The organism is Streptomyces sp. DH41 (assembly GCF_029813785.1).
Classification (GTDB): domain Bacteria; phylum Actinomycetota; class Actinomycetes; order Streptomycetales; family Streptomycetaceae; genus Streptomyces.
In genome coordinates, this window is record NZ_JARVKY010000024.1 from 1 (window position 1) to 23,875 (window position 23,875).

A 23,875-nucleotide genomic window follows, 5' to 3' on the forward strand; every position below is an offset into this window, starting at 1 on the left:
GGGGACGTGTCCCCACCGGCCCGCCGGAATCGTCGTGTGCGCGGCGGCGCTACGCGTCGACCTTCTCCATGACCTCGTCGCTGACGTCGAAGTTGGCGAAGACGTTCTGCACGTCGTCGCTGTCCTCCAGGGCGTCGATCAGCTTGAAGATCTTCCGGGCGCCGTCCTCGTCCAGCTCGACCTGCATGGTCGGGACGAAGTTCGCGTCGGCGGACTCGTAGTCGATGCCGGCGCCCTGGAGGGCGGTGCGGACCGCGACCAGGTCGGTGGCCTCGCTGAGGACCTCGAAGGTCTCGCCGAGGTCGTTGACCTCCTCGGCGCCCGCGTCCAGGACGGCGGCGAGGACGTCGTCCTCGGCCAGCTCGCCCTTGGGGACGATCACGACGCCCTTGCGGTTGAACAGGTACGACACCGAACCCGGGTCGGCCATGGAGCCGCCGTTGCGGGTCATGGCGACGCGGACGTCGGAGGCGGCGCGGTTGCGGTTGTCGGTGAGGCACTCGATGAGCACCGCGACACCGTTGGGGCCGTACCCCTCGTACATGATCGTCTCGTAGTCGGCGCCGCCGGCCTCGAGGCCACCGCCCCGCTTGACCGCGGAGTCGATGTTCTTGTTCGGGACCGACTGCTTCTTCGCCTTCTGGATGGCGTCGTAGAGCGTCGGGTTGCCCTCGATGTCGACGCCGCCCATGCGCGCCGCGACCTCGATGTTCTTGATCAGCTTCGCGAAGAGCTTGCCGCGCTTGGCGTCGATGACGGCCTTCTTGTGCTTCGTCGTGGCCCATTTAGAGTGGCCGGACATCTGCCTGTCTCCTTCGCGTAACCCGTCTTTGAACGAACGAACGCAGGAATCCTACAAGGACTCCGCCGCCCGGTTCGCGCGCACCATGTCGGCGAAGAGGCGGTGCACGCGGTGGTCGCCGGTCAGTTCCGGGTGGAACGACGTGGCCAGCGCGTTGCCCTGGCGGACCGCGACGACGTGACCGTCGTGCTCGGCGAGCACCTCGGTGGCGGCGCCCACGGACTCCACCCAGGGTGCGCGGATGAAGACGCCCTCCACGGGGTCGCCCTCGACGCCCTTGAGGTCGACGGCCGCCTCGAAGGACTCGTTCTGCCGTCCGAAGGCGTTGCGGCGCACGATCATGTCGATGCCGCCGACCGTCTCCTGTCCGGAGCGCGGGTCGAGGATCCTGTCGGCCAGCAGGATCATGCCGGCGCAGGTGCCGTAGACGGGCAGACCGTCCCGCACGCGCGCGCGGAGGGGCTCCATCACTCCGAAGAGGACGGCCAGTTTGGAGATGGTCGTGGACTCGCCGCCGGGCAGGACCAGTCCGTCCAGTCCCGCGAGTTCCTCGGGGCGCCTGACCGGCCTGGCCACGGCGTCGGCCGCGGCCAGGGCGACGAGGTGCTCCCGTACGTCGCCCTGCAGGGCCAGGACGCCGATGACGGGGGTCTCGCTCATGTCTTCCACGTCTTCGGTGTCCTCGTCCTACCAGCCGCGGTTGGCGTAGCGCTCGGTCTCGGGGAGAGTGTCGCAGTTGATGCCGACCATGGCCTCGCCGAGGTTGCGGGACGCCTCCGCGATGACCTTCGGGTCGTCGTAGAAGGTGGTCGCCTTCACGATGGCGGCGGCGCGCTTGGCGGGGTCGCCGGACTTGAAGATGCCGGAGCCCACGAAGACGCCCTCGGCGCCGAGCTGGCGCATGAGCGCGGCGTCGGCCGGAGTGGCGACACCGCCGGCGGAGAAGAGGACCACCGGGAGCTTGCCCAGCTCGGCGACCTCCCGGACCAGCTCGTAGGGGGCGCGCAGTTCCTTGGCGGCGGCGTACAGCTCGTTGTTGTCGTAGCCGCGCAGCCGGGCGATCTCGTTCTTGATCTGGCGCAGGTGGCGGACGGCCTCGACGACGTTGCCGGTGCCGGCCTCGCCCTTGGAGCGGATCATCGCCGCGCCCTCGGCGATCCGGCGCAGGGCCTCGCCCAGGTTGGTGGCGCCGCAGACGAAGGGGGTCGTGAAGGCGAACTTGTCGCTGTGGTTGACCTCGTCGGCCGGGGTGAGGACCTCGGACTCGTCGATGTAGTCGACGCCGAGGGACTGCAGGACCTGGGCCTCGACGAAGTGGCCGATGCGGGACTTGGCCATCACCGGGATGGAGACGGCGCCGATGATGCCCTCGATCATGTCCGGGTCGGACATCCGGGCCACGCCGCCGTCCTTGCGGATGTCGGCCGGGACCCGCTCCAGGGCCATGACCGCGACGGCGCCCGCGTCCTCGGCGATCTTCGCCTGCTCCGGCGTGACGACGTCCATGATCACGCCGCCCTTGAGCTGCTCGGCCATGCCGCGCTTCACACGGGCGGTGCCGGTCTCGGGGGACTGGTTTTCGAAGAGCGTGCTGGCCACGGGTACCTCGCTGAAGGGAAGGGTGATTTCTGCAGCTCCGAGGAAACGTGAAGGAAGCAGGCCACAGCAAGGGCCAATGGGTAGCCGGTGGATCGTTTTGGGCCGGGGGGCCTGGTCACCAACGGGCCGAGGGGCCTCGCCGCTACGCCGCCCTGTCCACCAGGGCCGCCGGCGACTCGTCGTCCATCTCGAAGGCCAACGGGAAGGGCGCGTGCCCGGCGAGACGGAACCAGCGGACCTTGCGGTGCTCGCGCAGCCTGCGCGCGGCTCCCACCGCGTCGTTGTGGAAACGCCGGGCCATCGGGACGCGCCGCACGGCCTCGGCCAGCTCGTGGGCCGCCTCCTCTCCCCCGGGTGCCTCGCGCAGGGCGTCCACCTGCGGCGGATCGGCGAACACGGCCCGCAACGCCTGGCTCAGCTCGCTCTCGGCGACCTCCCGCTGCTCCTCCTCGGCCTGCCGCGCGGCGTGCGCGGCCTCGTACAGGACGATGGAGGCGGCCGGGTCGAGCACGCCCGAGGTGGCCAGCTCCTGGGCCACGGACGCCCTGCGCAGCAGTTGCGCGTCGAGTGCGGCACGGGCGGCGTCGATCCGGGCGTGCAGCCGGTCCAGCCGCCCCGCCGTCCAGCTCAGGTACAGGCCGATCGCGACGAGGACGACCAGGATCCAGATGAGGGTTGCGGTCACGGGGCGCAAGCCTACGGGGGCGCTCCGCTGGGTTGGGCCGTGCCTCCGGTGGGCGTCACTGGGGGCTGCGCCCCCAGACCCCCCTTCGGCCTGGACGGCCTCGTCCTCAAACGCCGGACGGGCTGGGGATGTCGGCTGAGAGGTCCGGTCTCAGTCCCGCGCCAGGCCGAATCGCGCCCTCAGCCCCGTCGCCCGGTCGTCCGTCGCCACCGCCGCCGCGCCCGCCGTGACCGTTTCGTAGACCGACAGGATGTCCGCGCCGACGGTGGACCAGTCGAAGCGCCGTACGTGGGCGCTGCCCCGCTCCCGCAGCGCGGTCCGGCGCTCCGGGTCCGCCAGCAGCCGGACGGCGGCGTCGGCCAGGGCGTCGGCGTCCTCGTTGGGGAACAGTTCGCCGGCCGCCCCCCGGTCGAGGACCTGGGCGAAGGCGTCCAGGTCAGAGGCGAGCACGGGGGCGCCGGCCGACATGGCCTCGACCAGGATGATGCCGAAGCTCTCGCCGCCGGTGTTGGGCGCCACGTACAGGTCGACGCTGCGCAGGAAGCGGGCCTTGTCCTCGTCGCTGATCATGCCGAGGAACTCCACCCGGGAACGCAGCTCGGCGGGCAGCGACGCCACCGCCTCCTTCTCGTCGCCGCGCCCGGCGACGAGCAGCCGGGTCCCCGGGCGGGCGGCGAGGATCTTCGGCAGCGCCCCCATCAGCACCGGCAGGCCCTTGCGGGGCTCGTCGATGCGCCCTATGAAGCCGATCGTGTCGCCCTGCCACTCGGGATTGGGCTCGGCGTCGGCGAAGAAGTCGACGTCGACCCCGTTGGGGATGACGACCGCGTCCCCGCCGAGGTGCTCGACGAGGGTGCGGCGGGCGTACTCGCTCACCGCGATCCGGGCGCTGATCTTCTCCAGGGCGGCCTGGAGGATCGAGTACGCGGCGATCATCGCGCGGGAGCGCGGGTTGGACGTGTGGAAGGTCGCCACGATCGGGCCCTGCGCCGCCCAGCAGGTGAGCAGGCCGAGCGAGGGCGAGGTCGGCTCGTGGATGTGGATGACGTCGAAGGCGCCGTCGTGCAGCCAGCGCCGTACCCGGGCCGCCGAAAGGAAGCCGAAGTTCAGCCGGGCCACCGAGCCGTTGTACGGCACCGGCACCGCGCGGCCGGCCGAGACGACGTACGGCGGCAGCGGGGTGTCGTCGTCGGCGGGGGCGAGGACGGAGACCTCGTGGCCGAGACGGAGGAAGTACTCGGCCAGGTCCCGGATGTGGAACTGGACGCCGCCCGGCACGTCCCAGGAGTACGGGCAGACGATGCCGATCCTCACGAGGCGCCCTGCCCGTCGGCCGCCGCGGGGGCCTTGGCGGGGTCGAGGTCCTTCAGCCACAAGCGCTGGAGCATGTGCCAGTCCTCCGGATGGTCCGCGATCCCCGTGGCGAAGGCATCGGCCAGCGCCTGTGTCATGACAGACGTCTTCTCGGCCCGGGTACCTGACTCGGGGACCTCGACCGGCGGATGCACCCGGCCCTTCATGACGGGCGACTCGTCGTACCAGAGCGTCACCGGCAGCAGCCGTGCGCCGGTCTGCAGCGCCAGCAGGGCGGGCCCGGCGGGCATCCGCGCCGTCTCGCCGAAGAAGTCGACCTCCACGCCGGAGGCGGACAGATCGCGGTCGGCGACCAGGCAGACCAGGCCGCCGTCGCGCAGCCGCCGGGCCAGCGTGCCGAAGGCCGTGCCGCCGCTGTGCGGCAGGACCTCCATGCCGAGGCCCTCGCGGTAGGCGACGAAGCGGTCGTAGAGGGTCTCCGGCTTGAGGCGTTCGGCGACCGTGGTGAACGGAATGCCCAGACTGGTGGTGACCCAGGCACCCGCGAGATCCCAGTTGGCCAGGTGCGGCAGGGCGAGGACCACGCCCTTGCCCGCGTCCATGCCGTCGGTGAGGTGGTGCAGGTCCTCGGCGGCGAAACCGGCCCTGATCCGCTCGGTGCTCCACGCCGGGAGGCGGAAGGACTCCATCCAGTAGCGCAGGTACGAGCGCATGCCCGCGCGCGAGAGAGCGGCGAGCCGCTCCGGGCCCGCATCCGGCACCACGCGCGCGTAGTTGCTCTCCAGCCGCCGCACGCCCGTGCCGCGCTGCTTCCAGGCGACGTCCGCGACCGTGCGGCCGAGCCGTACGGCGGCAGGCTCGGGGAGCTTCTTCACGGTGCTCCAGCCCGCGCCGTACAGGGCGTCGGTCAGCCGGTCCCGAGCGCTCACTTCGCCGCCTCGGTACCCTGGCTCTCCTGCGCGGCGGCGTCCGCCTCGGCGGCCTCCCGGCGGACCGTGACGACCCGCTGGACCAGCGTGACGAGGCTGCCGACCGCGACGATCCACAGCGCGATCGGCAGCAGGTACTGGATACCCGGCACACCGAACGTGTGCAGTCCCGCGAGACCGGCCGCGACCAGCGAGACGACGAGCCGCTCCGCGCGCTCGACCAGTCCGTTGACGGCGACCGGCAGGCCGATCGACTCGCCGCGCGCCTTGGTGTACGACACCACCTGACCGCTGGCCAGGCAGAAGATCGACACGGCGCACAGCGCGATGTTGTCGCCGCCGCCCGCGTACCAGAGCGCGAATCCGCCGAAGACCGCCCCGTCGGCGACGCGGTCCAGCGTGGAGTCCAGGAACGCGCCCCAGCGGCTGGAGCGGCCGAGCTGCCGCGCCATGTTGCCGTCGACGAGGTCGGAGAAGACGAAGAGCGTGATCACGACCGTGCCCCAGAAGAACTCACCCATGGGGTAGAAGACCAGCGCACCCGCCACCACACCGGCGGTGCCGATCAGTGTGACCGTGTCCGGGCTGACGCCCCGGCGGATGAGAAACGCGGCGAACGGTGTGAGGACACGCGTAAAAAATGCACGCGCGTACTTGTTCAGCATGGCCTTCCCGACGGTCGGTGTGGCCGCGGCCCCTGCTGGCCACCGGCTGGCCCATCGTAGCCACGCGCGCGCGTGGGCGACGGACGGGCACCCTGACCCCCTGGTGGAGCGGCCGACGGGCGGCGGCATCGGGTCCGTCGTATGGACGCGGCGTGACGGGAGTGGAAAGCTCGAAGAACCGCGGGCGTCGCCGGAGCCGCCAGTGCACGCGGTCCCGCGTGTCCGCGCCCACAGCGACCTCACCGCGCACGGGAGGCAAGGACATGGGCGACAAGGCACACACCCACCCCGGAGCCGCCGGAAGGGCAACGGCGGCCGACCACCCCGCGTCCGTACGGAATGTGGTGCTGGTCGGCCACGCCGGATCGGGCAAGACGACCCTGGTGGAAGCTCTCGCGCTGACGGCGGGGGCACTGAACCGGGCGGGCCGCGTGGAGGACGGCGGCTGCGTCTCGGACTACGACGAGATGGAACACCGGCAGCAGCGTTCCGTACAGCTCTCCCTGGTGCCCGTCGAATGGGACGGCATCAAGATCAACCTTTTGGACACTCCCGGGTACGCCGACTTCGTCGGTGAGCTGAGGGCCGGTCTGCGGGCGGCGGACGCGGCCCTCTTCGTCGTCTCGGCCTCCGACGGGGTGGACGGCTCGACCCGCATGGTGTGGGACGAGTGCGCCGCCGTCGGCATGCCGCGCGCCATCGTGATCACACACCTGGAGGCCGCCCGCGCCGACTTCGAGGAGATGACGCGGATCTGCGCGGACGCGTTCGGCGGGGACGACCCCGACGCCGTGCTGCCGCTGTACCTGCCGCTGCGCGGGCCGCAGGCGCCCGACGGGCACGCGCCCGTGACGGGGCTCATCGGGCTGCTGACCCGGAAGCTGTTCGACTACTCCTCCGGCGAGCGCGCGGAGTCCGAGCCGGGCGAGGAGCAGGTACCGCTGATCGACGAGGCCCGCTCCATGCTGATCGAGGGGATCATCTCGGAGAGCGAGGACGAGACCCTCATGGAGCGCTATCTCGGCGGCGAACAGGTCGACGTCAAGACGCTCGTCGAGGACCTCGAACGGGCCGTGGCGCGCGGGGTGTTCTTCCCCGTCCTGGCCGCCGCCCCGGCGGCCGAGGGCGCCCGGCAGGGGCTGGGCACGGTCGAGCTGCTGGAACTGATCACTCGCGGCTTCCCGACCCCCCTGGAGCGCGCGGCGCCCCTGGTCACCACGCCCGACGGCACCCCGCGCGAGCTGCGGATGTGCGATCCCGACGAGTCGCTGGCCGCGGAGGTCGTCAAGACGTCCTCCGACCCGTACGTCGGCCGGATCTCGCTGGTCCGCGTCTTCTCCGGCACGCTGCGCGCCGACCAGACGGTGCACGTCTCCGGGCACGGGCTGGCCGACCGCGGCCACGAGGACCACGACGTCGACGAGCGGATCGGCGCCCTGTCGACGCCGTTCGGCAAACAGCAGCGGCCGGTCTCGCACGTGATCGCGGGCGACCTGGCGTGCGTGGCGAAGCTGAGCCGCGCGGAGACCGGGGACACGCTCTCGGCCAAGGACGACCCGCTGCTGATGGCTCCCTGGGAGATGCCCGACCCGCTGCTGCCGCTCGCCATCCAGGCGCACAGCAAACCCGACGAGGACAAGCTCTCGCAGGGGCTCGCGCGGCTGGTCGCCGAGGATCCGACGATGCGCCTGGAGCACAACCAGGACACCCACCAGGTGGTCCTGTGGTGTCTGGGCGAGGCCCACGCCGACGTGGCGCTGGAACGGCTGCGCAGCCGCTACGGCGTCCAGGTCGACGTCGTACCCCACCGGGTTTCCCTGCGGGAGACCTTCGGCGACAAGGCGGCCGGGCGCGGGCGGCACGTGAAGCAGTCCGGCGGGCACGGTCAGTACGCCGTCTGCGAGATCGACGTGGAGCCGCTGCCGGGCGGTTCGGGCATCGAGTTCGTGGACAAGGTGGTCGGCGGCGCGGTGCCCCGGCAGTTCATCCCGTCCGTCGAGAAGGGCGTGCGCGCTCAGGCCGCGAAGGGCGTCGCCGCCGGCCATCCGCTGATCGACGTGCGGGTGACGCTGCGGGACGGCAAGGCACACTCGGTGGACTCCTCCGACGCCGCCTTCCAGACGGCCGGCGCGCTGGCTCTGCGGGAGGCCGCGGCCGCGGCGAGGATCCATCTGCTGGAGCCGGTGGCGGAGGTGAACGTGCTGATCGGCGACGACTACGTGGGCGCCGTGATGAGCGACCTGTCCGGCCGCCGCGGCAAGGTGCTCGGCACCGAGCAGACGAGCGGCGGGCGGACCCTGATCCGGGCCGAGGTACCGGAGATCGAGATCGGCCGGTACGCGGTGGACCTGCGCTCCCTGTCGCACGGCACCGCGCGCTTCGGCCGCCGTTACGCGCGGCACGAACCGATGCCGCCGCAGATCGCGGAACGTCTGCGGGAGGAGCTGCGGACCGCGTCGTAGCGTCGCCAGGACCGGCGCGGGTCTCCTCCGCGCCGCAGGCGCGCCCACCCGGCGCGCGACGGCGCACCTCGGGGTCAACCCGCGCACGCGGGGGCGTCTTTCCACGTCCGGTGACGCATGCCGGTGGGGGCGGATACGCTGATGACCTGATCAACAGGTGTGCGGGGCAGGGAAGTCGGGAAGGCCGCAGAACGACAGTGGTGGCGATCGGGGGCGGGAATGACCGTTGACGGCGGTTACGCGGACTTCTTCGGGCCGCAGGTGCCTCGTACGGACGGCGGGGGGCAGGCGCCCACCTTCGCGCTGGCCTCGGCCGCCTACCGGGACGGTCCGATGGAGGACCTGAAGAAGGCCGACAACGAGTGGCACCAGTCATCCGTCAACGAGGGCCGCTCCTGGGCCACGATCTTCCGCCCCAACCTCGGCGAGGCCTTCTCCAACGCGGTGGCCGGCCGCATGCTGGGCAGCGGCCGCAAGCCCCTCATCCAGTCCTTCGGGGCCGAGCCGCAGGTGGTCGTCGAGCACTGCCTGGCGGCCAACGGCATCCGCAAGTCGCGCGACGCCCGGCTGTCCATGGTGATCGTGGTGTGCGGCCTGCTGTTCCTGCCCGGCATGCTGATCTGGCTGATCGGCTTCCAGATCCGCACCACCGTCGCCAAGGCGGAGAACAAGCAGGCCGGAGCGCTGGGCACCGCGGTGCTCGTGGCGATAGCCGCACTCGCCGTGCTGTTCCTCGTCAAGATGCCCTTCTCCGGCTTCTGGGCCTGGTACGCGCGCGCGGCCGTCGTCATGCCGGTCGTCGGCTGGTTCTGGGCCAAGCGGATCTGCGAGAGCACGGCCAAGGACCTGCGGGAGCGCTGGGCGGGTCTCCTCTCGGGCAGCGGCGTCGGCGCCAAGGTGCCCGAGGCGGTGCCCAGCAACCCGGGCGAGACGGCGGCCGAGGAACTGCGCCAGTCCCTGGCCAGGCTCGGCGCCGAGCAGCAGTCCAACTCCGTCTTCTACGCCGGCCCCAAGGGCATCCTCGGCATGGGTACCCGCTGGGGCAGCTGGCAGCTCGCCGAAGACCTGGTACCGGCCGACCCGACCCGGGAGATCCATCCCTTCCGCAGCTGGGACGTCATCCGGGCCGTCCACGACCAACTGCGCATGCTGGAGCGCGGCCCGTTGAACACGGGCGGCTTCCCGAAGCCGTCCGTGCGCCACTGGATCGTCACGCCGGTCGGGGAGAACGCCAAGGACGTGTCGCGTCCGGAGGGGACGGACGTCGAGGCCTACCAGGTCAAACCGCACGCCGTGCAGGAGATCTGCAACAAGCAGCAGTTCGGCGCCGGTGACCGGCACTACCTGGGCGTCCAGTGGACGCTGTGGGACGGTCAGCTGGTGATCACGCTGCTGACCACGGTGACCGTGCTGCACTCGACACTGCGCATCGAGGTCACCGGTCACGCCCTGGGCCCGGTGAACTCACTCTTCATGTCCAAGCCCGAGGCGCCCTCCAAGGAGGTCACCAAGTCGTTCAAGCCGTGGGAGAAGCGCAAGGTGATGCTCCCGCTGGTCCCCGCGAACGAGGTGGTACGGCTCGCCGTCCGCGCACCGCTCGGCTGGTATCCGCCGTTGCTGAACTGGCTCGGCGGCTCGATCGGGCTGCCGGAGCCGTTCGGACTGCGGCACGCGTGGGCGGACCAGCCGTGGCGGCACCGCTTCATGGCCGACGACGCGTTGCGGGCGGCGACGCCGGTGCTCCGGGTGGTGCACTCGGCGGCGATCAAGGTGCTCGAGGAGAACGGCGTGGACACGGAGAAGTTCGGCGCCCGCGCGGGGGGCCTGAGCGGAGCCGTCCAGGACGCGGCGCCCAAGAAGGCCGACGTCTACGACGCGTAGGCCGCCGGCGGTCGGGCGGGCGCGTCGGCGTGACCCTGGCTGGGGGCTGCGGCCCCCAGGCCCCGCTTCGGCCTGGACGGCCCCGTCCTCAAACGCCGGACGGACCGGATGATGCCGGCCAGGCCTCCGCGAGCATCTTGCGCGTGTCCCCCAGCAGCTGCGGCAGCACCTTCGTGTGGCCGACCACCGGCATGAAGTTCGTGTCGCCGCCCCAGCGGGGCACGATGTGCTGGTGCAGATGGGCGGCGATGCCCGCGCCGGCCACCGTGCCCTGGTTCATGCCGATGTTGAAGCCGTGGGCGCCGGACGCGGTGCGCAGGGCCGTCATCGCCTGCTTGGTCAGGTCGGCGAGCTCCGCGGTCTCCACGCCGGACAGCTCCGTGTAGTCGGCGACGTGCCGGTACGGGACGGTCATCAGGTGGCCGCCGTTGTACGGGTACAGGTTGAGCACCGCGTACACGTGCTCGCCGCGCCGCACGACCAGCCCGTCCTCGTCGGACTTGGCCGGGATCGAGCAGAAGGGGCAGCCGTCGTCGGCGCCGGGACCACTCGGCTTGCTCTCGCCCTGGATGTAGGCCATCCGGTGGGGCGTCCACAGACGCTGGAACGCGTCGGGCGTTCCCACTCCCAGCTGCTGTTCCGGCTCACTCGTCATGCGTGAAGCATATGGCGTCGGGTGCGGCGGCATGGAAAGGCCCCCGGATCTCCCCGGGGGCCAGAACCCCGCATACGCGGGGACCACGACACCTTGTGCTTGTGCGCCTTGCGGATCTTCGGATCGTCCCCGCGTCGGCGGGGAGCACTACACCTGCACGCGGCGCTCCACCACGTCAACGAGCTTGGCGATGGCTTGGTCACGCGGAATGCCGTTCTCCTGCGAACCGTCGCGGTAGCGGAACGACACCGTGCCCCCGTGCATGTCCTCGTCACCGACGATGATCATGAACGGAACCTTCTGCTTCTGCTGCGTGCGGATCTTCTTCTGCATCCGGTCCGAGGAGGAATCCACGTCGACGCGCAGCCCCTTCCGCCGTGCCTCAGCCGCGAACTCCTCCAGGTACTGGACGTGGGCGTCGCCCACCGGGATGCCCACCGCCTGCACCGGCGCGAGCCACGCCGGGAAGGCCCCCGCGTAGTGCTCCAGGAGCACCGCGAAGAACCGCTCGATGGAGCCGAACAGCGCGCGGTGGATCATGACCGGCTGGGTCTTGGTGCCGTCCGCGGCCGTGTACTCCAGGTCGAAGCGCTCGGGCAGGTTGAAGTCGAGCTGGATGGTCGACATCTGCCAGGTGCGGCCGATGGCATCACGGGCCTGGACGGAGATCTTCGGGCCGTAGAACGCGGCGCCGCCCGGGTCCGCCACGAGCTCCAGGTTCTGCTTCTCGGCGACCTGGCGCAGCGTCTCGGTGGCCTCTTCCCACGCCTCGTCGGAGCCGACGAACTTCTCCGGGTCCTTGGTGGACAGCTCCAGGTAGAAGTCGGTCAGACCGTAGTCGCGCAGCAGGTTCAGGACGAAGGTGAGTGTCTTGTCGAGCTCCTCCGACATCTGCTCGCGGGTGCAGTAGATGTGCGCGTCGTCCTGGGTGAAGCCGCGGGCCCGGGTCAGGCCGTGCACGACGCCGGACTTCTCGTACCGGTACACGGTCCCGAACTCGAACAGGCGCAGCGGCAGCTCACGGTAGGAGCGACCGCGCGCGTCGAAGATCAGGTTGTGCATCGGGCAGTTCATGGGCTTGAGGTAGTAGTCCACGCCCTCGTCGAGCTGCATGGGCGGGTACATGCCGTCGGCGTACCAGTCCAGGTGGCCCGAGGTCTCGAAGAGCTTCCCCTTCGTCGCGTGCGGGGTGTAGACGAACTCGTACCCCTCCTCCTCGTGGCGGCGCCGCGAGTAGTCCTCCATGACCCGGCGGATGATGCCGCCCTTGGGGTGGAAGACGGCGAGGCCGGAGCCGATCTGCTCCGGGATGGAGAACAGGTCCAGCTCGCTGCCGAGCCTGCGGTGGTCGCGCTTCTCGGCCTCGGCGAGGAACTCCAGGTGCGCCTTCAGCTCGTCCTTGGTGGGCCAGGCGGTGCCGTAGATGCGCTGGAGCATCGGGTTCTTCTCGCTGCCGCGCCAGTAGGCGGCCGCGTTGCGCATCAGCTTGAACGCGGGGATGTTCCGGGTGGTGGGCAGGTGGGGACCGCGGCAGAGGTCCTTCCAGCACAGCTCGCCGGTCTTGGCGTCCAGGTTGTCGTAGATCGTCAGCTCGCCGGCGCCGACCTCGACGTCCGCGCCGTCGTCGTGCGACGCTGAGCCCTTGAGGCCGATCAGCTCCAGCTTGTACGGCTCGTCGGCGAGCTCCTCGCGGGCGGCGTCGTCGGTGACGACACGGCGCGAGAAGCGCTGGCCGCGCTTCTGGATCTCCTGCATCTTCTTCTCGATGGCCTTGAGGTCATCGGGGTGGAAGGGCTTCTCGACGTCGAAGTCGTAGTAGAAGCCGTCCTTGACCGGCGGGCCGATGCCCAGCTTGGCCTCGGGGAACAGCTCCTGCACGGCCTGCGCCATGACGTGCGCGGTGGAGTGGCGCAGGATGTCCAGGCCGTCCTCGGAGGAGATCTCGACGCCCTCGACACTCTCGCCGTCCTTGAGTTCGTAGGCGAGGTCCCTCAGCTCACCGGACACCCGGGCGGCGACGATCGAGCGCTCTCCCGCGAAGAGCTCGGCGGCCGTAGTCCCCGTCGTCACCACGCGTTCTTCCCGCTCGGAATCGCGTTGGATGATCACACGGACGTCTGACACCGGTCTCTCCTGACTGAAGTGGGGCCGCGGCGCCATACCAAAGCGCACGCATGAGGGCGATCGTACCGACCCGGGCCCGTGCATCGCGAAATCATTCCCGCCGTCGGCCCCGGTGGTCAGTCCTCGCAGTCCCCTCCGCAGGCCTCCTCGAGGAAGGCCGCCACCTCCACGTGCTCCTGGACCGCCTTCAGCAGCCGGTCCCGCTCCGCGTCGTCGACCTGTACGGGGGCGATCTCACAGGCGCCGGTCAGCCGGCGGAACCCGCCCCGGCTCTCCAGCCGGCCGAGCACACGCACCGGCAGCCCGACGAGATGCGCGTGCCCGGCGATGCGGTAGGCCTCCTCGTCCAGCGTGATCCGTACGTGCGGGACCTCGGCGCCGGCCAGCACCCGCAGCCGTACGGTGCCCACGCCGCGCGGCCCGGGCCGGCGCATGCGGACGACGGTGCCGGTGATCCGCACCGGCACGGACGGCTCCACGCGCAGGTAGCGGGCGGCGGCCTCGCGCAGGGCGGGCAGGTCGCCGGGCGAGAACTCGACCGGCTCGGCGAGGGCGGCGCAGCCCTCGGGGACTCCGGCGGCGGGCGACCAGTCGACGGTGATCCTGGCGCCCTGCGTGCCGCGGACCAGGGCGACGAGGGCCTCGGTGAGCTCGTGGCTGACGCCCGCCGCGACGGCCGTGTCGAAGGCCTCCATGCCGCCGGTGGCCCGCCGGTAGTCGACGGCCTCGCGGGTGGCGTACAGCGCGTGGTGGAGGCGTACGGCGAGGGGGCGGCCGGTGGTGACGGGCACGAACGCGGTGAGCCGGCGCCCGCCGGGGGCGGGGCCGACCAGGACGCTCTCCAGGGACGCGGTGGCGGCGCGCCGGTGCCGGGCGCCGTAGTAGCCCGCACGCGCGCGCGTGGCGAGCGCTCCGGCGAGCAGCATCCGCCGGGCGGCGGAGCGCAGCTGCTCCTCCGCGGTCCAGGAGGCGGTGTCGCCGGGCCCGGCCGGCACGTCGCGCCCCCAGCGGATCTCGTCGCTGGGTACGGCGAGGGAGACGAGGATCTCGCGGGCGGAGGGCGTCCCGCTGCGGGAGAGGGCGAGCAGCGCCTCGCCGAGCAGGTCGTCGCTGTCGGGGAAGGCGCGGCTGACGGGCACCAGCAGGCTGGTGGCTCCGGCACCCGGGCCCGGTGGGGTCCAGCGGCCGTAGCGGCCCGGGGCGCCGCCGCGCCGCCGCCAGCCGTGCCGGTGCAGAAGGGCGGTCAGCACGGCCGGGTCCACGGTGTCCGAGCCGGGCGGGCGGCCGTCGTCCCAGGTGGTGTCGGCCACGGTCTCGGCGGGGTGTGGCCGCACGGGCCGCAGGGGTTCGCCGGTCGGGCGGTGCGTCATGGTTTCCCTCCCGTCCCGACCCGCGTCATGATCTCGCACAGCGCCCGGTCGTCGAAGACCCGCGCGGTCGGTATCCGCACGGTGGTGCGCCGCCGGCCGGTGACCGGATGTCCGGCGAGGTTGGTCCAGTAGCAGCAGTGCCTCAGGTCGAGCCGGTCGTGGCCGGCGCGCAGCCACTGGTCCCGGGACCGGGGGACGATCATCACGACGAGGATCTTGTGCACGGAGACCGGGGTGCGGGCGAGTTTCGTCAGGTGGTCGTTGTCGAGGGTGAAGGAGAAGAAGCGGCCGGGCGGGCTCGGCGGGATCTGGTACGTCGCCTTGAGCTGCACCTTGATGGTGACCTCGTCGTCGACCGTGTGCCCGGGGGCGCTGTGGCTGACGTGCCAGTCGATGCCGTTGTCCGGGAAGGGCTGGGAGAGCGAGCAGCCCGCCGCCGCGGCGACCGCGTGGAGGTAGCCGACCTGCAAGGTCTCCATGCAGGCGGTGGTGGCGAGGGAGCCGCGAGAGGGCGCTGTGCGCTCGGGCAGCAGCCCGCCCCTTTCGGGCTGCGCTATGGCCATGGCCAACAGCCTTCCAGAACTGGTGTATCCCCACTGTGGGTCGCTGAACTGCGAAGACCCGTACTCCTGTTGTGTCCTTGCGGCGTACGTCGCAAACAGCCCGGGTATCACCGAACCGGGACAGAAGACGGCGCGTCAGCCGCCGTACTCGGACGAGGAGTTGAGTGCCCTATGACGAGCTGGTTCGAGGGGCCGCTGGCCGCCTTCGACACGGAGACGACGGGCGTGGACGTCGAGACCGACCGGATCGTGTCGGCGGCCCTCGTCGTCCAGGACGCGCCGGGGCTTCGGCCGCGCGTGACCCGGTGGCTGGTGAACCCGGGCGTGCCGGTGCCCGAGGCGGCGACGGCGGTGCACGGGCTGACGGAGGAGCATGTGCGGCGCCACGGCCGCTGGCCGGCGCCGGTGATGTACGAGATAGCGGAGGCGCTCGCCGAGCAGGCCCGCGTCGGGCGTCCGCTGGTGGTGATGAACGCGCCGTTCGACCTCACGCTGCTGGACCGGGAGTTGCGCCGGCACCGCGCCTCCTCGCTCGGCCGCTGGGTGGAGCGGACGTCGCTGCACGTCCTCGACCCGCGCGTGCTCGACAAACACCTGGACCGCTACCGCAAGGGCCGCCGCACCCTCACCGATCTGTGCGCGCACTACGGCGTCGAGCTGGAGGGCGCGCACGACGCGGCGGCCGACGCGCAGGCGGCGCTGGAGGTCGTACGGGCGGTGGGGCGCCGCTTCCCGGGGCGGCTGGAGCGTCTGTCCGCCGCCGAGCTGCACACCCTTCAGGCGGTGTGGCACGCGGGGCAGGCCCGGGGGCTGCAGGCGTGGTTCGCGCTCAACGGGACGGAGGAGGCGGTGGACCCGGCCTGGCCGCTGCGGCCGGACCTGCCCGCGGCGGCGTGAGCGCACCACCCCGGCCGAGGGCGACGCCGGGCACGGGGGTGTGGGTGGCGGAGCCCCCACTTCGCGCGGCGAAGCCGCGCAGAAAACGAAGAGAGCGACGTGGTCCGCGTTGTCTGCGGACTCACGTCGCTCTCGCGAGCGTGGGCGATACTGGGTTCGAACCAGTGACCTCTTCGGTGTGAACGAAGCGCTCTCCCACTGAGCTAATCGCCCGGGAACGCACTGAACAATACAGGGCCCGGCACGTTTCCTTCAAACCGCTTGATGACCGCTTTCCAGGTGGGCCGCCAGTCCGCGCCGTCCCGCCCGCATCATCAGGCGGTGGTTGGCCCGGAACAGGGGACGCCCGGGCACGGCGAGGCGGCGCAGCAGCGGCTTGCGTACGTCGACCTCCTGGTCGTAGCGGACGAGGGCGCCGGGGCCGCGCGGGGTGACCGTCCAGCGCGCCCAGCCGTCCATGTCGCCACTCATCGCGACTTCCAGCACCCCCGCCCCCATATCGCGCCGTCCCTCGCGCAGGGTCGTGGTCAGGTCGTACGGGAGGAGTGAGCGGAACCGGACGATCCCGCTGGTGTCGTCGAGCCGCGTGACCTCGCGCACCTGGGGCCACCAGCGGGGGTAGTCCTCGATCCGTTCCAGCGCGCGGTAGACGGCCGGGACGGGCTCGGGCAGTGCCCACAGGCTGCGGAATCGGTAATGGTTCCAGTCCACCTGTGGAGTGTGCCCTCACCCGCGTCCGTCACGTGCCGGTTACGGCATCCTGTCGCCCAGAAGTGCCAGGTTCTCGATGGCGGCGAGACCGTAGAGCGCGGTGTCGTTGGTGGAGACCCAGGTCGCTTCGGCGCCCGGCACCAGCGTGACCGGGCCGCTCAGCTTCTCGGTCTGCCAGGGGGCCGACTCCTTGTAGCCGTCGGAGTCGTAGAACTTCTGCCACGCGCGCGTGGCGAGCTTCTCGTCCCCGGTCTGTACGGCCGCGTAGGCGTCGAGGCGCGAGTGGCCCTGGAAGAGGATGAGGCTGCCGAAGTTGCTGCCGTAGCGGGCCGCCTGTTCGGTCTTGGAGGCGTTGAAGTAGCGGCAGTAGTCGTAGTACGCCTCGTTGAACGCCGGCATGTCGACCAGGTCGATGAGTTCGGCGCACAGTTCGTTCAGGCCGAAGACGGCCGACAGGTGGGAGACCTCGACCTTCGGGGTGTCGGCGATCGCGAACCGGCCGGTGTCCAGGTCGTACAGGCCGCTGCCCTGGACGAAGCCGTTGGGCTGGGCGGCGATGGTCTCCATGGTGGACAGGACGCGCGCCTTGGCCTTCTCCCACTTGGGGCCCTTGCGTTCCCACTCGGTCAGCCACGCCGAGACCAGGCCGCTCCAGGCGGTGCCGAAGCCGACCGACAGGGCGTTGCGGTCGGGGGTGTAGGGCTCGGTGCGGATCTTGCGGAGCGGGTCGAGGGCGAGGAAGGTCTCGTCGGAGTCGACGTTGGCGTGCATGAGGTCGCCGACGCGTTCGTCGGCGGTGAGGAAGTAGTAGTAGCGCCGGTAGGTGGTGTTGGCGATGCGCTGCTGCTTGGCGCTGTCGGCGTAGTGCTGGACGCCGTGGCGGGTGCCGAGGCCGGCCCATTCGCCGAGGTGGTAGACGTCGACCTCGCCGGTGTGCCGGGTCATGGCCTCGGCGAAGCGGAAGATGTCGGCGCGGCCGGAGCGCAGGTAGGCGTACCAGAGCCAGAGGTCCGGGGAGAGCTCGGAGTTGTCCCAGGCGTAGCCGCCGACGTCGTAGCGCCACTGGTGGCGGGCGGTGTCGTAGGAGTGCATGACGTCGCCGTAGTCCCAGAAGCCGTACCAGCGGCGCTGCTCCACCTGGTCCTTGTAGTAGGTGAAGAGGAAGTCGAGGTGGTCCTCGATCTTCGCCTTGGCGGGCGTGGAGCGGTCGGGCTCGGAGTAGAGGCCGGGGCCGAAGACCTTGGACCTGATGAGCTGCTTGGGTGGGGCGGCCAGCTGGGGCAGTACGCGCACGGCCTCGACCTGTTCGGCCAGCTTCTCCCCGCTCGGGGTGGCGGCGTTGGCCCAGAACAGCAGCTCCGAGGTGCGGGCGATGCCGTAGGGGGTGCCGAAGCCGGGCTCGTAGTCCTCGTAGGTGATGTTGAGGCCCTCGATCTGCTCGGGGAAGGTGTCCTGGCCCATGCCGTCGTGGTAGAAGCGCAGGTCCATGGGCTGGGCCTCGGGCGACCAGAGCCAGAGGGTGACCTCGGCCTCGTCGGTCTGGGCGTCGCGGATGTCGAGCTGGGCGGGGTGCTTCTCCCAGAAGTCGCGCAGGCCGAAGGAGAGTCCGCCGCTCGCTCCGCCGACGTAGCCGAAGCCGGATGCGCGCCGGCCGCCGCCGGCGCCGATCCAGCCGTGGCCCTTCTTGGTGCGCTTGCGCAGGGAGAAGCCGTCGGCGGAGAGCTGGGAGAGGGTGTAGTCGCCCCATTCGGGGATGTACTTCAGGCGGGTGGTGACCCGCTGGTCCCAGGTGGACGGGCCGGGCAGCTTCTCCCCCGCGAACTGCGCCGCCTGTACGGCCGCGCCGGGGTCGCGGCGCAGGCCGGTGATGCCCTTGACGGCCTCGCGGAGCAGGCCGGTGCCCTCGCCGCCGATGCGGATGTGCCGGTCGTAGGACTCGTCGCGCATCGGGACGGTGAAGCGGACACCGAGGCCGCGGATGAAGTCGCCGCTCGCCTTGCCGGGCTCCTGCTTCCCGTCGAACGTGATGGTGTGCACCATGCGGAAGGAGTCGGCGCCCGCGTAGAAGTAGAGGCGGATGGAGAAGGGCAGCCAGCTCCGGCCTCCCTTGCGGTGCTTGCCGTCGACGCGGACGACGGCGCGGACCGGGCCCTCCTGCTCGACCTTCACCTCGTCGATCGCGCCGTCGAAGCGTTCGTACTTCACCGCGCCCTGGTCGCCGTCCTCGATCTCGGGCTGGCGCAGCAGGACGAGACGGCCGTTCTTCGCGATCTCGGTGGATCCTCTGGTGACCGCCTTGATCAGGGTCGATCCCGACTTGCCGATTCTCGCGGTGATGACACCGGTCGATATGTCGATGGTGCCGCCGCGCCGGTCGACGGTGACCTTCTTCGGGGGCGCGGCGGGGGTGCCGGCGGTCAGGGTGAGCTTGCCGTTGCCGGAACCGACGGCGTGCGCGGTCCACTTCAGGGAGCCGTCCGGCCAGTAGGCGAGTGGCCAGGACTGGGTGGGTACGGCCTTGCCGTCCGCGTCCGTGACGGCGAAGGACTGGTCCTGCCGGTAGGTGCCCTTGGGCCAGGGGACGCCGACGGTGGAGCCGGGGGCGGCGCCCAGGCCGCCGTCCTCGAGCCAGGTCAGGGAGACCGGGTCGGCGTCGGCGTCCTTGGCGGCGGGTGCGGCCTGTGCGCTCTTCGCGCCCAGCGCCCAGCTGAACTGGGCGGCGGCGCCGGCGACGGCGGCCGCCTTGAGGAGGGACCTGCGGGGGATGGGGGACATGGCCTTTCCTTTCCGTTCCGTGCGGGTGCGGGAGGTGTCCAAGGCATGGCTCTGATGTGGCTGGTCACGATCTGGATGTCAGGGGCATGACAGGGCGGGTGCCGCCGGGGCGCCGGCCCAGGTGCCCCGGCACCACCCGTCAGCGGCGCCGGTAGCGCTCCTCCACGGCGACGGCCGCCGCCGCGACGGCGCCGAGGACGGCGACCGCCAGCGGCGCGCTGAACCAGGCGGAGCAGACCACGACGGCCAGTCCGCCGACGATCAGGAACGAACCGGCGGGATCGAGCACGGTACGGCGCCCGGCCTGCGCGAGCAGGGAACGCCAGGAGGCGCCGGGCCGCCATGACGCCGCCGCGCGCAGCCCGGCCACGGCCGCGCCGATCAGGGCGGACACCCCGACAGCGCCCACGAACGGGCCGCCCGGCAGACCGCTGCGCACGGCCTGCACATCCACCCACACCGCGGCCAGGGCGGCCCACCCGGCGACCCCGACGAGCCACCCGCGGCGCACCGCCGCCCGGAAGTCGGCCGTGAACTCCCGCCAGCCGCCGCGCTCGTGGGCGAGCCGGCGCCCGAGGTGCCGCGCGCCGGCCGCGAACGCGGCGGGATAGGTGACCAGCGGCAGCGAGGCCACCGCGATCCACACTCCGGTGAGCAGGCACTCGGCGAACAGGGCGAACCCCTCGGCGAACCGTGACTCCCCCCGCTCCGTGCGGGCCTTGGCGCGCGCCTCGGTCATGATCGATTCACCTCGGTCACGGTCGGTCCACTTCGGTCATGGTCGGCCCACCTCAGCCCTTCAGACCGGACGTCGCCATGCCGTCGATCAGGTAGCGCTGGAAGGCCAGGAAGAAGGCGAGTACGGGCAGCAGCGCGACGAGCGACATGGCGATCATGCCGCCGTAGTTCGCCAGCCCTTCCTGGTCCACGAACATCTTCAGACCGAGGGAGACGGTGTACTTGCCGGGCTCGTTGAGGTAGATCAGCGGGCCCATGAAGTCGTTCCAGGAGTTGATGAAGGTGAAGATCGCGCTGGTGATCAGGGCCGGCCGGCACAGCGGCAACACGATCGACCAGTAGATGCGGAAGTGCCCGCAGCCGTCGAGGCGGGCCGCCTCGTCGAGCTCCTTGGGCAGATTCCGCATGAACTGCACCATCAGGAAGACGAAGAACGCCTCCGTGGCCAGGTACTTCCCCAGCAGCAGCGGAGTGTACGTGTTGATCATGTCCATGTTGCGGAACAGCACGTACTGCGGGATCAGCAGCACGTGGTACGGCAGCAGCAGCGTGCCGATCATCAGCGTGAACAGCAGATTGCGGCCCGCGAACCTGATCTTCGCGAAGGCGTAGGCGGTCAGCGAGCAGGACACGACGATCCCGATCACCGAACCGACGGCGAGGAAGAGCGAGTTGAAGAAGAACGTGGAGATCGAGATGTCCGCGATGCCGTCGGCGAGGCTCGTGTAGTTGGAGATGATCGGGTCGGCCGGGAAGAGGTCCAGGCTGCCGACGATGTCCCCGCTCTCCTTGAAGGAGCCGCCGATCACCCAGAGCACCGGGTAGAGGATCACCGCGAGGATCGCCAGCGACCCGAGATGCCAGGCGAGCGATCCGGGCAGCTTGCGCCGGAACGCGGCCGCCCTGGTGGACGGGTTCCTCGTGGACGGGGGCGGTGTGACATCGGTTGTCTGCGTGGTGACGCCGGTGGCCTGCGTGCTCATCGGCCGCCCTCCTCGTAGTGCACCCAGCGCTTCTGGGACCAGAACAGCACCGCGGTGACCAGGGCGACCGCGACCAGCAGCATCCAGGCCATGGCGGAGGCCAGGCCCATCCGGCTGTTCTCGAAGCCCTGGACGTACAGATAGCAGGTGTAGACCATCGTTCCGTCCGCGGGACCGCAGGCGTTGCCTCCGGCACCGCCGCCGACGATGTAGGCGGAGCTGAAGATCTGGAAGGAGTGGATGGTCTCCAGCAGGACGTTGAAGAAGAGGACCGGGGAAATCATCGGCAGAGTGATGTTCCAGAACTGCCGGACCTTGCTCGCCCCGTCGACGTCGGCCGCCTCGTACAGTTCGCGCGGCACCTGCTTGAGGCCGGCCAGGAAGATGACCATGGGGGCGCCGAACTGCCAGACGGTCAGGGCCACCAGGCTGTAGATGATCAGGTCCGGGTCACCGGTCCAGCCGCCGGCGCCGATCCCGAAGAGCTGCTGCGTACGGTCGACGACCGCGTCGTCCGAGAAGATCGCCTTCCACACGATGGCGACGGACACGCTCGCGCCGATCAGTGACGGCGCGTAGAAGGCGGCCCGGTAGAAGGCCTGCCCGCGCCGCTTCTGCGCCAGCAGCAGCGCGACGCCGAGCGCCGCGATCAGCTTGATCGGCGTGCCGACGACGACATACCACAGCGTCACCTCGACCGAGTGGCGCCAGCGCGGGTCGCCGAACATCTCGGAGAAGTTGTCCAGCCCGATCCACCGGGGGGCGTCGAACAGGTTGTAGTCGGTGAACGCGAAGTAGAGCGAGGCGACCATCGGCCCCGCCGTCAGCAGCAGGAATCCGGCGATCCAGGGGGACATGAAGAGGTAGCCGGCCAGGTTCTCCCGGCGGCCCCGCCGCTTCAGCTCGGCGGAGCGCGGGGACTTCACCGGACCGTGCCGCGGCTCGGAGCCCTTGGCCAGGTCCTCCGTCGCAGGGGCGTGTGTCACGGCGTTTCCCATCAGCCGGCGAGAGCCGTCTTCGACTCGGAGAAGAACTGCTTCACGGCGTCGTCGACGGACCGCTCACCGAGCGCCATCTCCTCGGCGATGCGCAGGAAGGCGGCCTCGCAGATGTCGGCACCGTTCGGGTGCGGGGTGATCTGCTCCAGGACGCCCGCCTCGACGAGGGACTCCTCGTAGGCGGCGATCGCCTTGTTGACCGGGTCGGCCGGCTGGTACGCGTCGTACTGGGCCTGCGTCGTCGGGACGCCGCGGTCGTAGCCCATGATCTTGGCGACCTCCGGGTCGTGGACCATGAAGTCGATGAACTGGGCGACTTCCTTGGGGTGCTCGGTGCGCTTGTAGCCACTGAGCATCAGCGAGCCGAGGTACTGGCCGGTCCTCTTGCCGTCCGTGGTGGGGATCGGCGCGAGACCGTACTCGCTCTTGCCCTCGGAGGTGTAGCGGACGGTGAAGTTGTCCCAGGTGAACTCGCTGCCGGCGAGCTCAGCGGAGAGCGCCGACTTGGGCTTGATCTGGGCGACCTTCTTGGGGTCGGCGAACAGGCCGGACTTCACGCCCTTCTCCGCCTTGTCCCACCACCGGGTCAGATCCGCCTCGGAGAAGCCGAGCCCGTCCTCGGTGAAGAAGGCCTTGCCGTTCTGCCGCAGGTACAGGTCGTAGAGGTACATCACGCCGTACATGCCGCTGTCCCCGGCCCGACCGGTCCTGTCCCGGATCCTCGTCATCGCGTCGTCGAAGTCGTCCCAGGTCCAGCCCTGCTCGGGCTTGGCGCCGGCCCGGGTGAAGACGGGCTTGTCGATGACCAGTGCCATCGAGTTCGAACCGACCGGCACACCGAGGAGTTTGCCGTCGATCTCACCGAACTTCTCCAGGCCGGCCCGGAACCCGTCCATGGAGAGGTTGCCGGCCTCGACCTGCTGGCTCAGGTCGAGCAGGACATTCTTCGCGTCGTATTTGCGCAGGAATCCGATGGCATTCTGGAAGACGTCCGGCGGATTCCCTCCGGAGGCCTGCGTGTTGAACTTCTTCCAGAAGTCGGTATACGGCTGGAAGTCGGTCTTGACCTTTATCTTGGGGTACTTCTTCTCGAAGAGCGCGATGGTCTTGTTGATACGTTCGGCCCGGTCCTCGGCACCCCACCACGAGTAACGGATCGTCACCGTTCCGTCCCCCGAGCCGCTGCCACCACCGCACGCGGTGGCCGTCGCGCCCAGCCCCGCGACGGCCAGCGAGGCCCCCGCCGCCTTGAGGATCGTCCGCCTCTCCACTTTCCCGCCCTGCTGCATACGAGCCTCCCCGCGACGTTGCGTCCGCCCCTGAATCGTTTCAAGTAAGCGCTTGCTGGCACAAGTTACGGAGGGCCCAGGGGCGCGTCAATGATTCGGACAGGAATTGATGGGAGCCGGGCGGAGTGGTCGGCGCCGACCACTCCGGCCCCGCCGCTGACAGCCGGGGAAAATACCCAGGTCGGCGCGGCGTGACCGACAGACCGAACGTCGGAGGGCTCGCGGGGGCGGGCGGCACGGAAGGTCACGGTTGGGTGAAGACGCGCGGAAGCGGAACGGCCGTGCGGCCGGCCGGGGCGCGCCGCCCGGCCGTTCCGGGACGTGACCAGCCGGTCTCGGGACGCGCCCCGCACGGTCAGCCCGGCGCGCACAGCGCGCGGCTGGCCACGAGGAGGCCGGTCGGCCCGGGCGGGGCTCGATCGGCCCAGGCAGCAT

20 protein-coding genes and 1 tRNA gene are annotated in these 23,875 nt (G+C 70.7%); 3 read left to right on the top strand and 18 right to left on the bottom strand.

The window, feature by feature from the left end; all coding sequences use genetic code 11:
- Window positions 1-49: 49 nt before the first annotated feature.
- From QC283_RS30880 to pgsA, 7 genes are all read right to left on the bottom strand, one after another.
- Window positions 50-802 carry a YebC/PmpR family DNA-binding transcriptional regulator gene (locus QC283_RS30880; RefSeq protein ID WP_279565033.1) on the bottom strand — a complete coding sequence of 251 codons (753 nt, stop codon included), beginning with the start codon at window positions 800-802 and terminating at the stop codon, window positions 50-52.
- 51 nt (window positions 803-853) lie between these two features.
- Entirely contained in the window at window positions 854-1,462 is a 609-nt protein-coding gene (pdxT, locus tag QC283_RS30885) for a pyridoxal 5'-phosphate synthase glutaminase subunit PdxT (protein ID WP_279565034.1), read from the bottom strand.
- A 27-nt stretch (window positions 1,463-1,489) separates the two neighbouring features.
- The gene (gene pdxS, locus QC283_RS30890) at window positions 1,490-2,401 is read right to left on the bottom strand and encodes a pyridoxal 5'-phosphate synthase lyase subunit PdxS (RefSeq protein ID WP_279565035.1); all 912 of its coding nucleotides are present in this window, start codon (window positions 2,399-2,401) and stop codon (window positions 1,490-1,492) included.
- A 142-nt stretch (window positions 2,402-2,543) separates the two neighbouring features.
- Window positions 2,544-3,086 carry a hypothetical protein gene (locus tag QC283_RS30895; RefSeq protein ID WP_279565036.1) on the bottom strand — a complete coding sequence of 181 codons (543 nt, stop codon included), beginning with the start codon at window positions 3,084-3,086 and terminating at the stop codon, window positions 2,544-2,546.
- 150 nt (window positions 3,087-3,236) lie between these two features.
- Complete coding sequence (locus QC283_RS30900) at window positions 3,237-4,400, bottom strand: glycosyltransferase family 4 protein (protein ID WP_279565037.1); 1,164 nt, start codon at window positions 4,398-4,400, stop codon at window positions 3,237-3,239.
- Window positions 4,397-5,329: a phosphatidylinositol mannoside acyltransferase gene (locus QC283_RS30905; RefSeq protein WP_279565038.1), complete on the bottom strand. Its 933-nt coding sequence runs from the start codon at window positions 5,327-5,329 to the stop codon at window positions 4,397-4,399. Before QC283_RS30905 ends, QC283_RS30900 begins: the two co-directional genes overlap by 4 nt.
- Complete coding sequence (gene pgsA, locus QC283_RS30910) at window positions 5,326-5,994, bottom strand: phosphatidylinositol phosphate synthase (RefSeq protein WP_279565039.1); 669 nt, start codon at window positions 5,992-5,994, stop codon at window positions 5,326-5,328. Before pgsA ends, QC283_RS30905 begins: the two co-directional genes overlap by 4 nt.
- A gap of 263 nt (window positions 5,995-6,257) precedes the next feature.
- Between pgsA and QC283_RS30915 the strand changes: the two genes are divergently transcribed.
- Complete coding sequence (locus tag QC283_RS30915) at window positions 6,258-8,456, top strand: elongation factor G-like protein EF-G2 (RefSeq protein WP_279565040.1); 2,199 nt, start codon at window positions 6,258-6,260, stop codon at window positions 8,454-8,456.
- Between the two features lie 219 nt (window positions 8,457-8,675).
- Entirely contained in the window at window positions 8,676-10,337 is a 1,662-nt protein-coding gene (locus tag QC283_RS30920) for a hypothetical protein (RefSeq protein WP_279565041.1), read from the top strand.
- Between the two features lie 88 nt (window positions 10,338-10,425).
- Here the strand turns inward: QC283_RS30920 and QC283_RS30925 are convergent, their stop codons facing one another.
- From QC283_RS30925 to QC283_RS30940, 4 genes are all read right to left on the bottom strand, one after another.
- Complete coding sequence (locus tag QC283_RS30925; RefSeq protein WP_279565042.1) at window positions 10,426-10,992, bottom strand: HIT family protein; 567 nt, start codon at window positions 10,990-10,992, stop codon at window positions 10,426-10,428.
- A gap of 147 nt (window positions 10,993-11,139) precedes the next feature.
- Entirely contained in the window at window positions 11,140-13,116 is a 1,977-nt protein-coding gene (gene thrS / locus QC283_RS30930; protein WP_279565043.1) for a threonine--tRNA ligase, read from the bottom strand.
- A gap of 116 nt (window positions 13,117-13,232) precedes the next feature.
- Entirely contained in the window at window positions 13,233-14,486 is a 1,254-nt protein-coding gene (locus QC283_RS30935) for a hypothetical protein (RefSeq protein ID WP_279565044.1), read from the bottom strand.
- The gene (locus tag QC283_RS30940; protein ID WP_279565045.1) at window positions 14,483-15,049 is read right to left on the bottom strand and encodes a DUF4365 domain-containing protein; all 567 of its coding nucleotides are present in this window, start codon (window positions 15,047-15,049) and stop codon (window positions 14,483-14,485) included. The genes QC283_RS30935 and QC283_RS30940 overlap by 4 nt, the downstream gene beginning before the upstream one ends.
- 171 nt (window positions 15,050-15,220) lie before the next feature.
- Between QC283_RS30940 and QC283_RS30945 the strand changes: the two genes are divergently transcribed.
- Window positions 15,221-15,946: a 3'-5' exonuclease gene (locus QC283_RS30945; RefSeq protein ID WP_279565046.1), complete on the top strand. Its 726-nt coding sequence runs from the start codon at window positions 15,221-15,223 to the stop codon at window positions 15,944-15,946.
- A 141-nt stretch (window positions 15,947-16,087) separates the two neighbouring features.
- Here the strand turns inward: QC283_RS30945 and QC283_RS30950 are convergent.
- The 7 genes from QC283_RS30950 to QC283_RS30980 all read right to left on the bottom strand — a co-directional run bounded on the left by QC283_RS30950 (window position 16,088) and on the right by QC283_RS30980 (window position 23,440).
- A tRNA-Val gene (locus QC283_RS30950) sits at window positions 16,088-16,159 on the bottom strand.
- A gap of 39 nt (window positions 16,160-16,198) precedes the next feature.
- Window positions 16,199-16,657, bottom strand: a complete 459-nt coding sequence (locus QC283_RS30955; RefSeq protein ID WP_279565047.1) for an SRPBCC family protein — start codon at window positions 16,655-16,657, stop codon at window positions 16,199-16,201.
- A 39-nt stretch (window positions 16,658-16,696) separates the two neighbouring features.
- Window positions 16,697-19,432, bottom strand: a complete 2,736-nt coding sequence (locus tag QC283_RS30960) for an exo-rhamnogalacturonan lyase family protein (protein WP_279565048.1) — start codon at window positions 19,430-19,432, stop codon at window positions 16,697-16,699.
- A gap of 139 nt (window positions 19,433-19,571) precedes the next feature.
- Window positions 19,572-20,171, bottom strand: a complete 600-nt coding sequence (locus QC283_RS30965; protein WP_279565049.1) for a hypothetical protein — start codon at window positions 20,169-20,171, stop codon at window positions 19,572-19,574.
- Between the two features lie 52 nt (window positions 20,172-20,223).
- A complete protein-coding gene (locus QC283_RS30970) occupies window positions 20,224-21,153 on the bottom strand; it encodes a carbohydrate ABC transporter permease (RefSeq protein ID WP_279565050.1) in 930 nt (309 codons plus the stop codon).
- Window positions 21,150-22,151 (bottom strand): carbohydrate ABC transporter permease, encoded by a 1,002-nt coding sequence (locus QC283_RS30975; RefSeq protein ID WP_279565052.1) that lies wholly within the window; start codon window positions 22,149-22,151, stop codon window positions 21,150-21,152. Before QC283_RS30975 ends, QC283_RS30970 begins: the two co-directional genes overlap by 4 nt.
- Window positions 22,151-23,440, bottom strand: a complete 1,290-nt coding sequence (locus QC283_RS30980) for an ABC transporter substrate-binding protein (RefSeq protein WP_279565053.1) — start codon at window positions 23,438-23,440, stop codon at window positions 22,151-22,153. Before QC283_RS30980 ends, QC283_RS30975 begins: the two co-directional genes overlap by 1 nt.
- Between the last annotated feature and the right edge of the window lie 435 nt (window positions 23,441-23,875).

What these genes read in the sequence shown, in the direction of transcription:
- QC283_RS30880 (WP_279565033.1), bottom strand. Translation starts at nt 802, where the DNA reads ATGTCCGGCCACTCTAAATGGGCCACGACGAAGCACAAGAAGGCCGTC.
- pdxT (WP_279565034.1), bottom strand. Translation starts at nt 1,462, where the DNA reads ATGAGCGAGACCCCCGTCATCGGCGTCCTGGCCCTGCAGGGCGACGTA.
- pgsA (WP_279565039.1), bottom strand. Translation starts at nt 5,994, where the DNA reads ATGCTGAACAAGTACGCGCGTGCATTTTTTACGCGTGTCCTCACACCG.
- QC283_RS30915 (WP_279565040.1), top strand. Translation starts at nt 6,258, where the DNA reads ATGGGCGACAAGGCACACACCCACCCCGGAGCCGCCGGAAGGGCAACG.
- QC283_RS30920 (WP_279565041.1), top strand. Translation starts at nt 8,676, where the DNA reads ATGACCGTTGACGGCGGTTACGCGGACTTCTTCGGGCCGCAGGTGCCT.
- QC283_RS30925 (WP_279565042.1), bottom strand. Translation starts at nt 10,992, where the DNA reads ATGACGAGTGAGCCGGAACAGCAGCTGGGAGTGGGAACGCCCGACGCG.
- QC283_RS30935 (WP_279565044.1), bottom strand. Translation starts at nt 14,486, where the DNA reads ATGACGCACCGCCCGACCGGCGAACCCCTGCGGCCCGTGCGGCCACAC.
- QC283_RS30940 (WP_279565045.1), bottom strand. Translation starts at nt 15,049, where the DNA reads ATGGCCATAGCGCAGCCCGAAAGGGGCGGGCTGCTGCCCGAGCGCACA.
- QC283_RS30945 (WP_279565046.1), top strand. Translation starts at nt 15,221, where the DNA reads ATGACGAGCTGGTTCGAGGGGCCGCTGGCCGCCTTCGACACGGAGACG.
- QC283_RS30960 (WP_279565048.1), bottom strand. Translation starts at nt 19,432, where the DNA reads ATGTCCCCCATCCCCCGCAGGTCCCTCCTCAAGGCGGCCGCCGTCGCC.
- QC283_RS30965 (WP_279565049.1), bottom strand. Translation starts at nt 20,171, where the DNA reads ATGACCGAGGCGCGCGCCAAGGCCCGCACGGAGCGGGGGGAGTCACGG.
- QC283_RS30970 (WP_279565050.1), bottom strand. Translation starts at nt 21,153, where the DNA reads ATGAGCACGCAGGCCACCGGCGTCACCACGCAGACAACCGATGTCACA.
- QC283_RS30975 (WP_279565052.1), bottom strand. Translation starts at nt 22,151, where the DNA reads ATGGGAAACGCCGTGACACACGCCCCTGCGACGGAGGACCTGGCCAAG.
- QC283_RS30980 (WP_279565053.1), bottom strand. Translation starts at nt 23,440, where the DNA reads ATGCAGCAGGGCGGGAAAGTGGAGAGGCGGACGATCCTCAAGGCGGCG.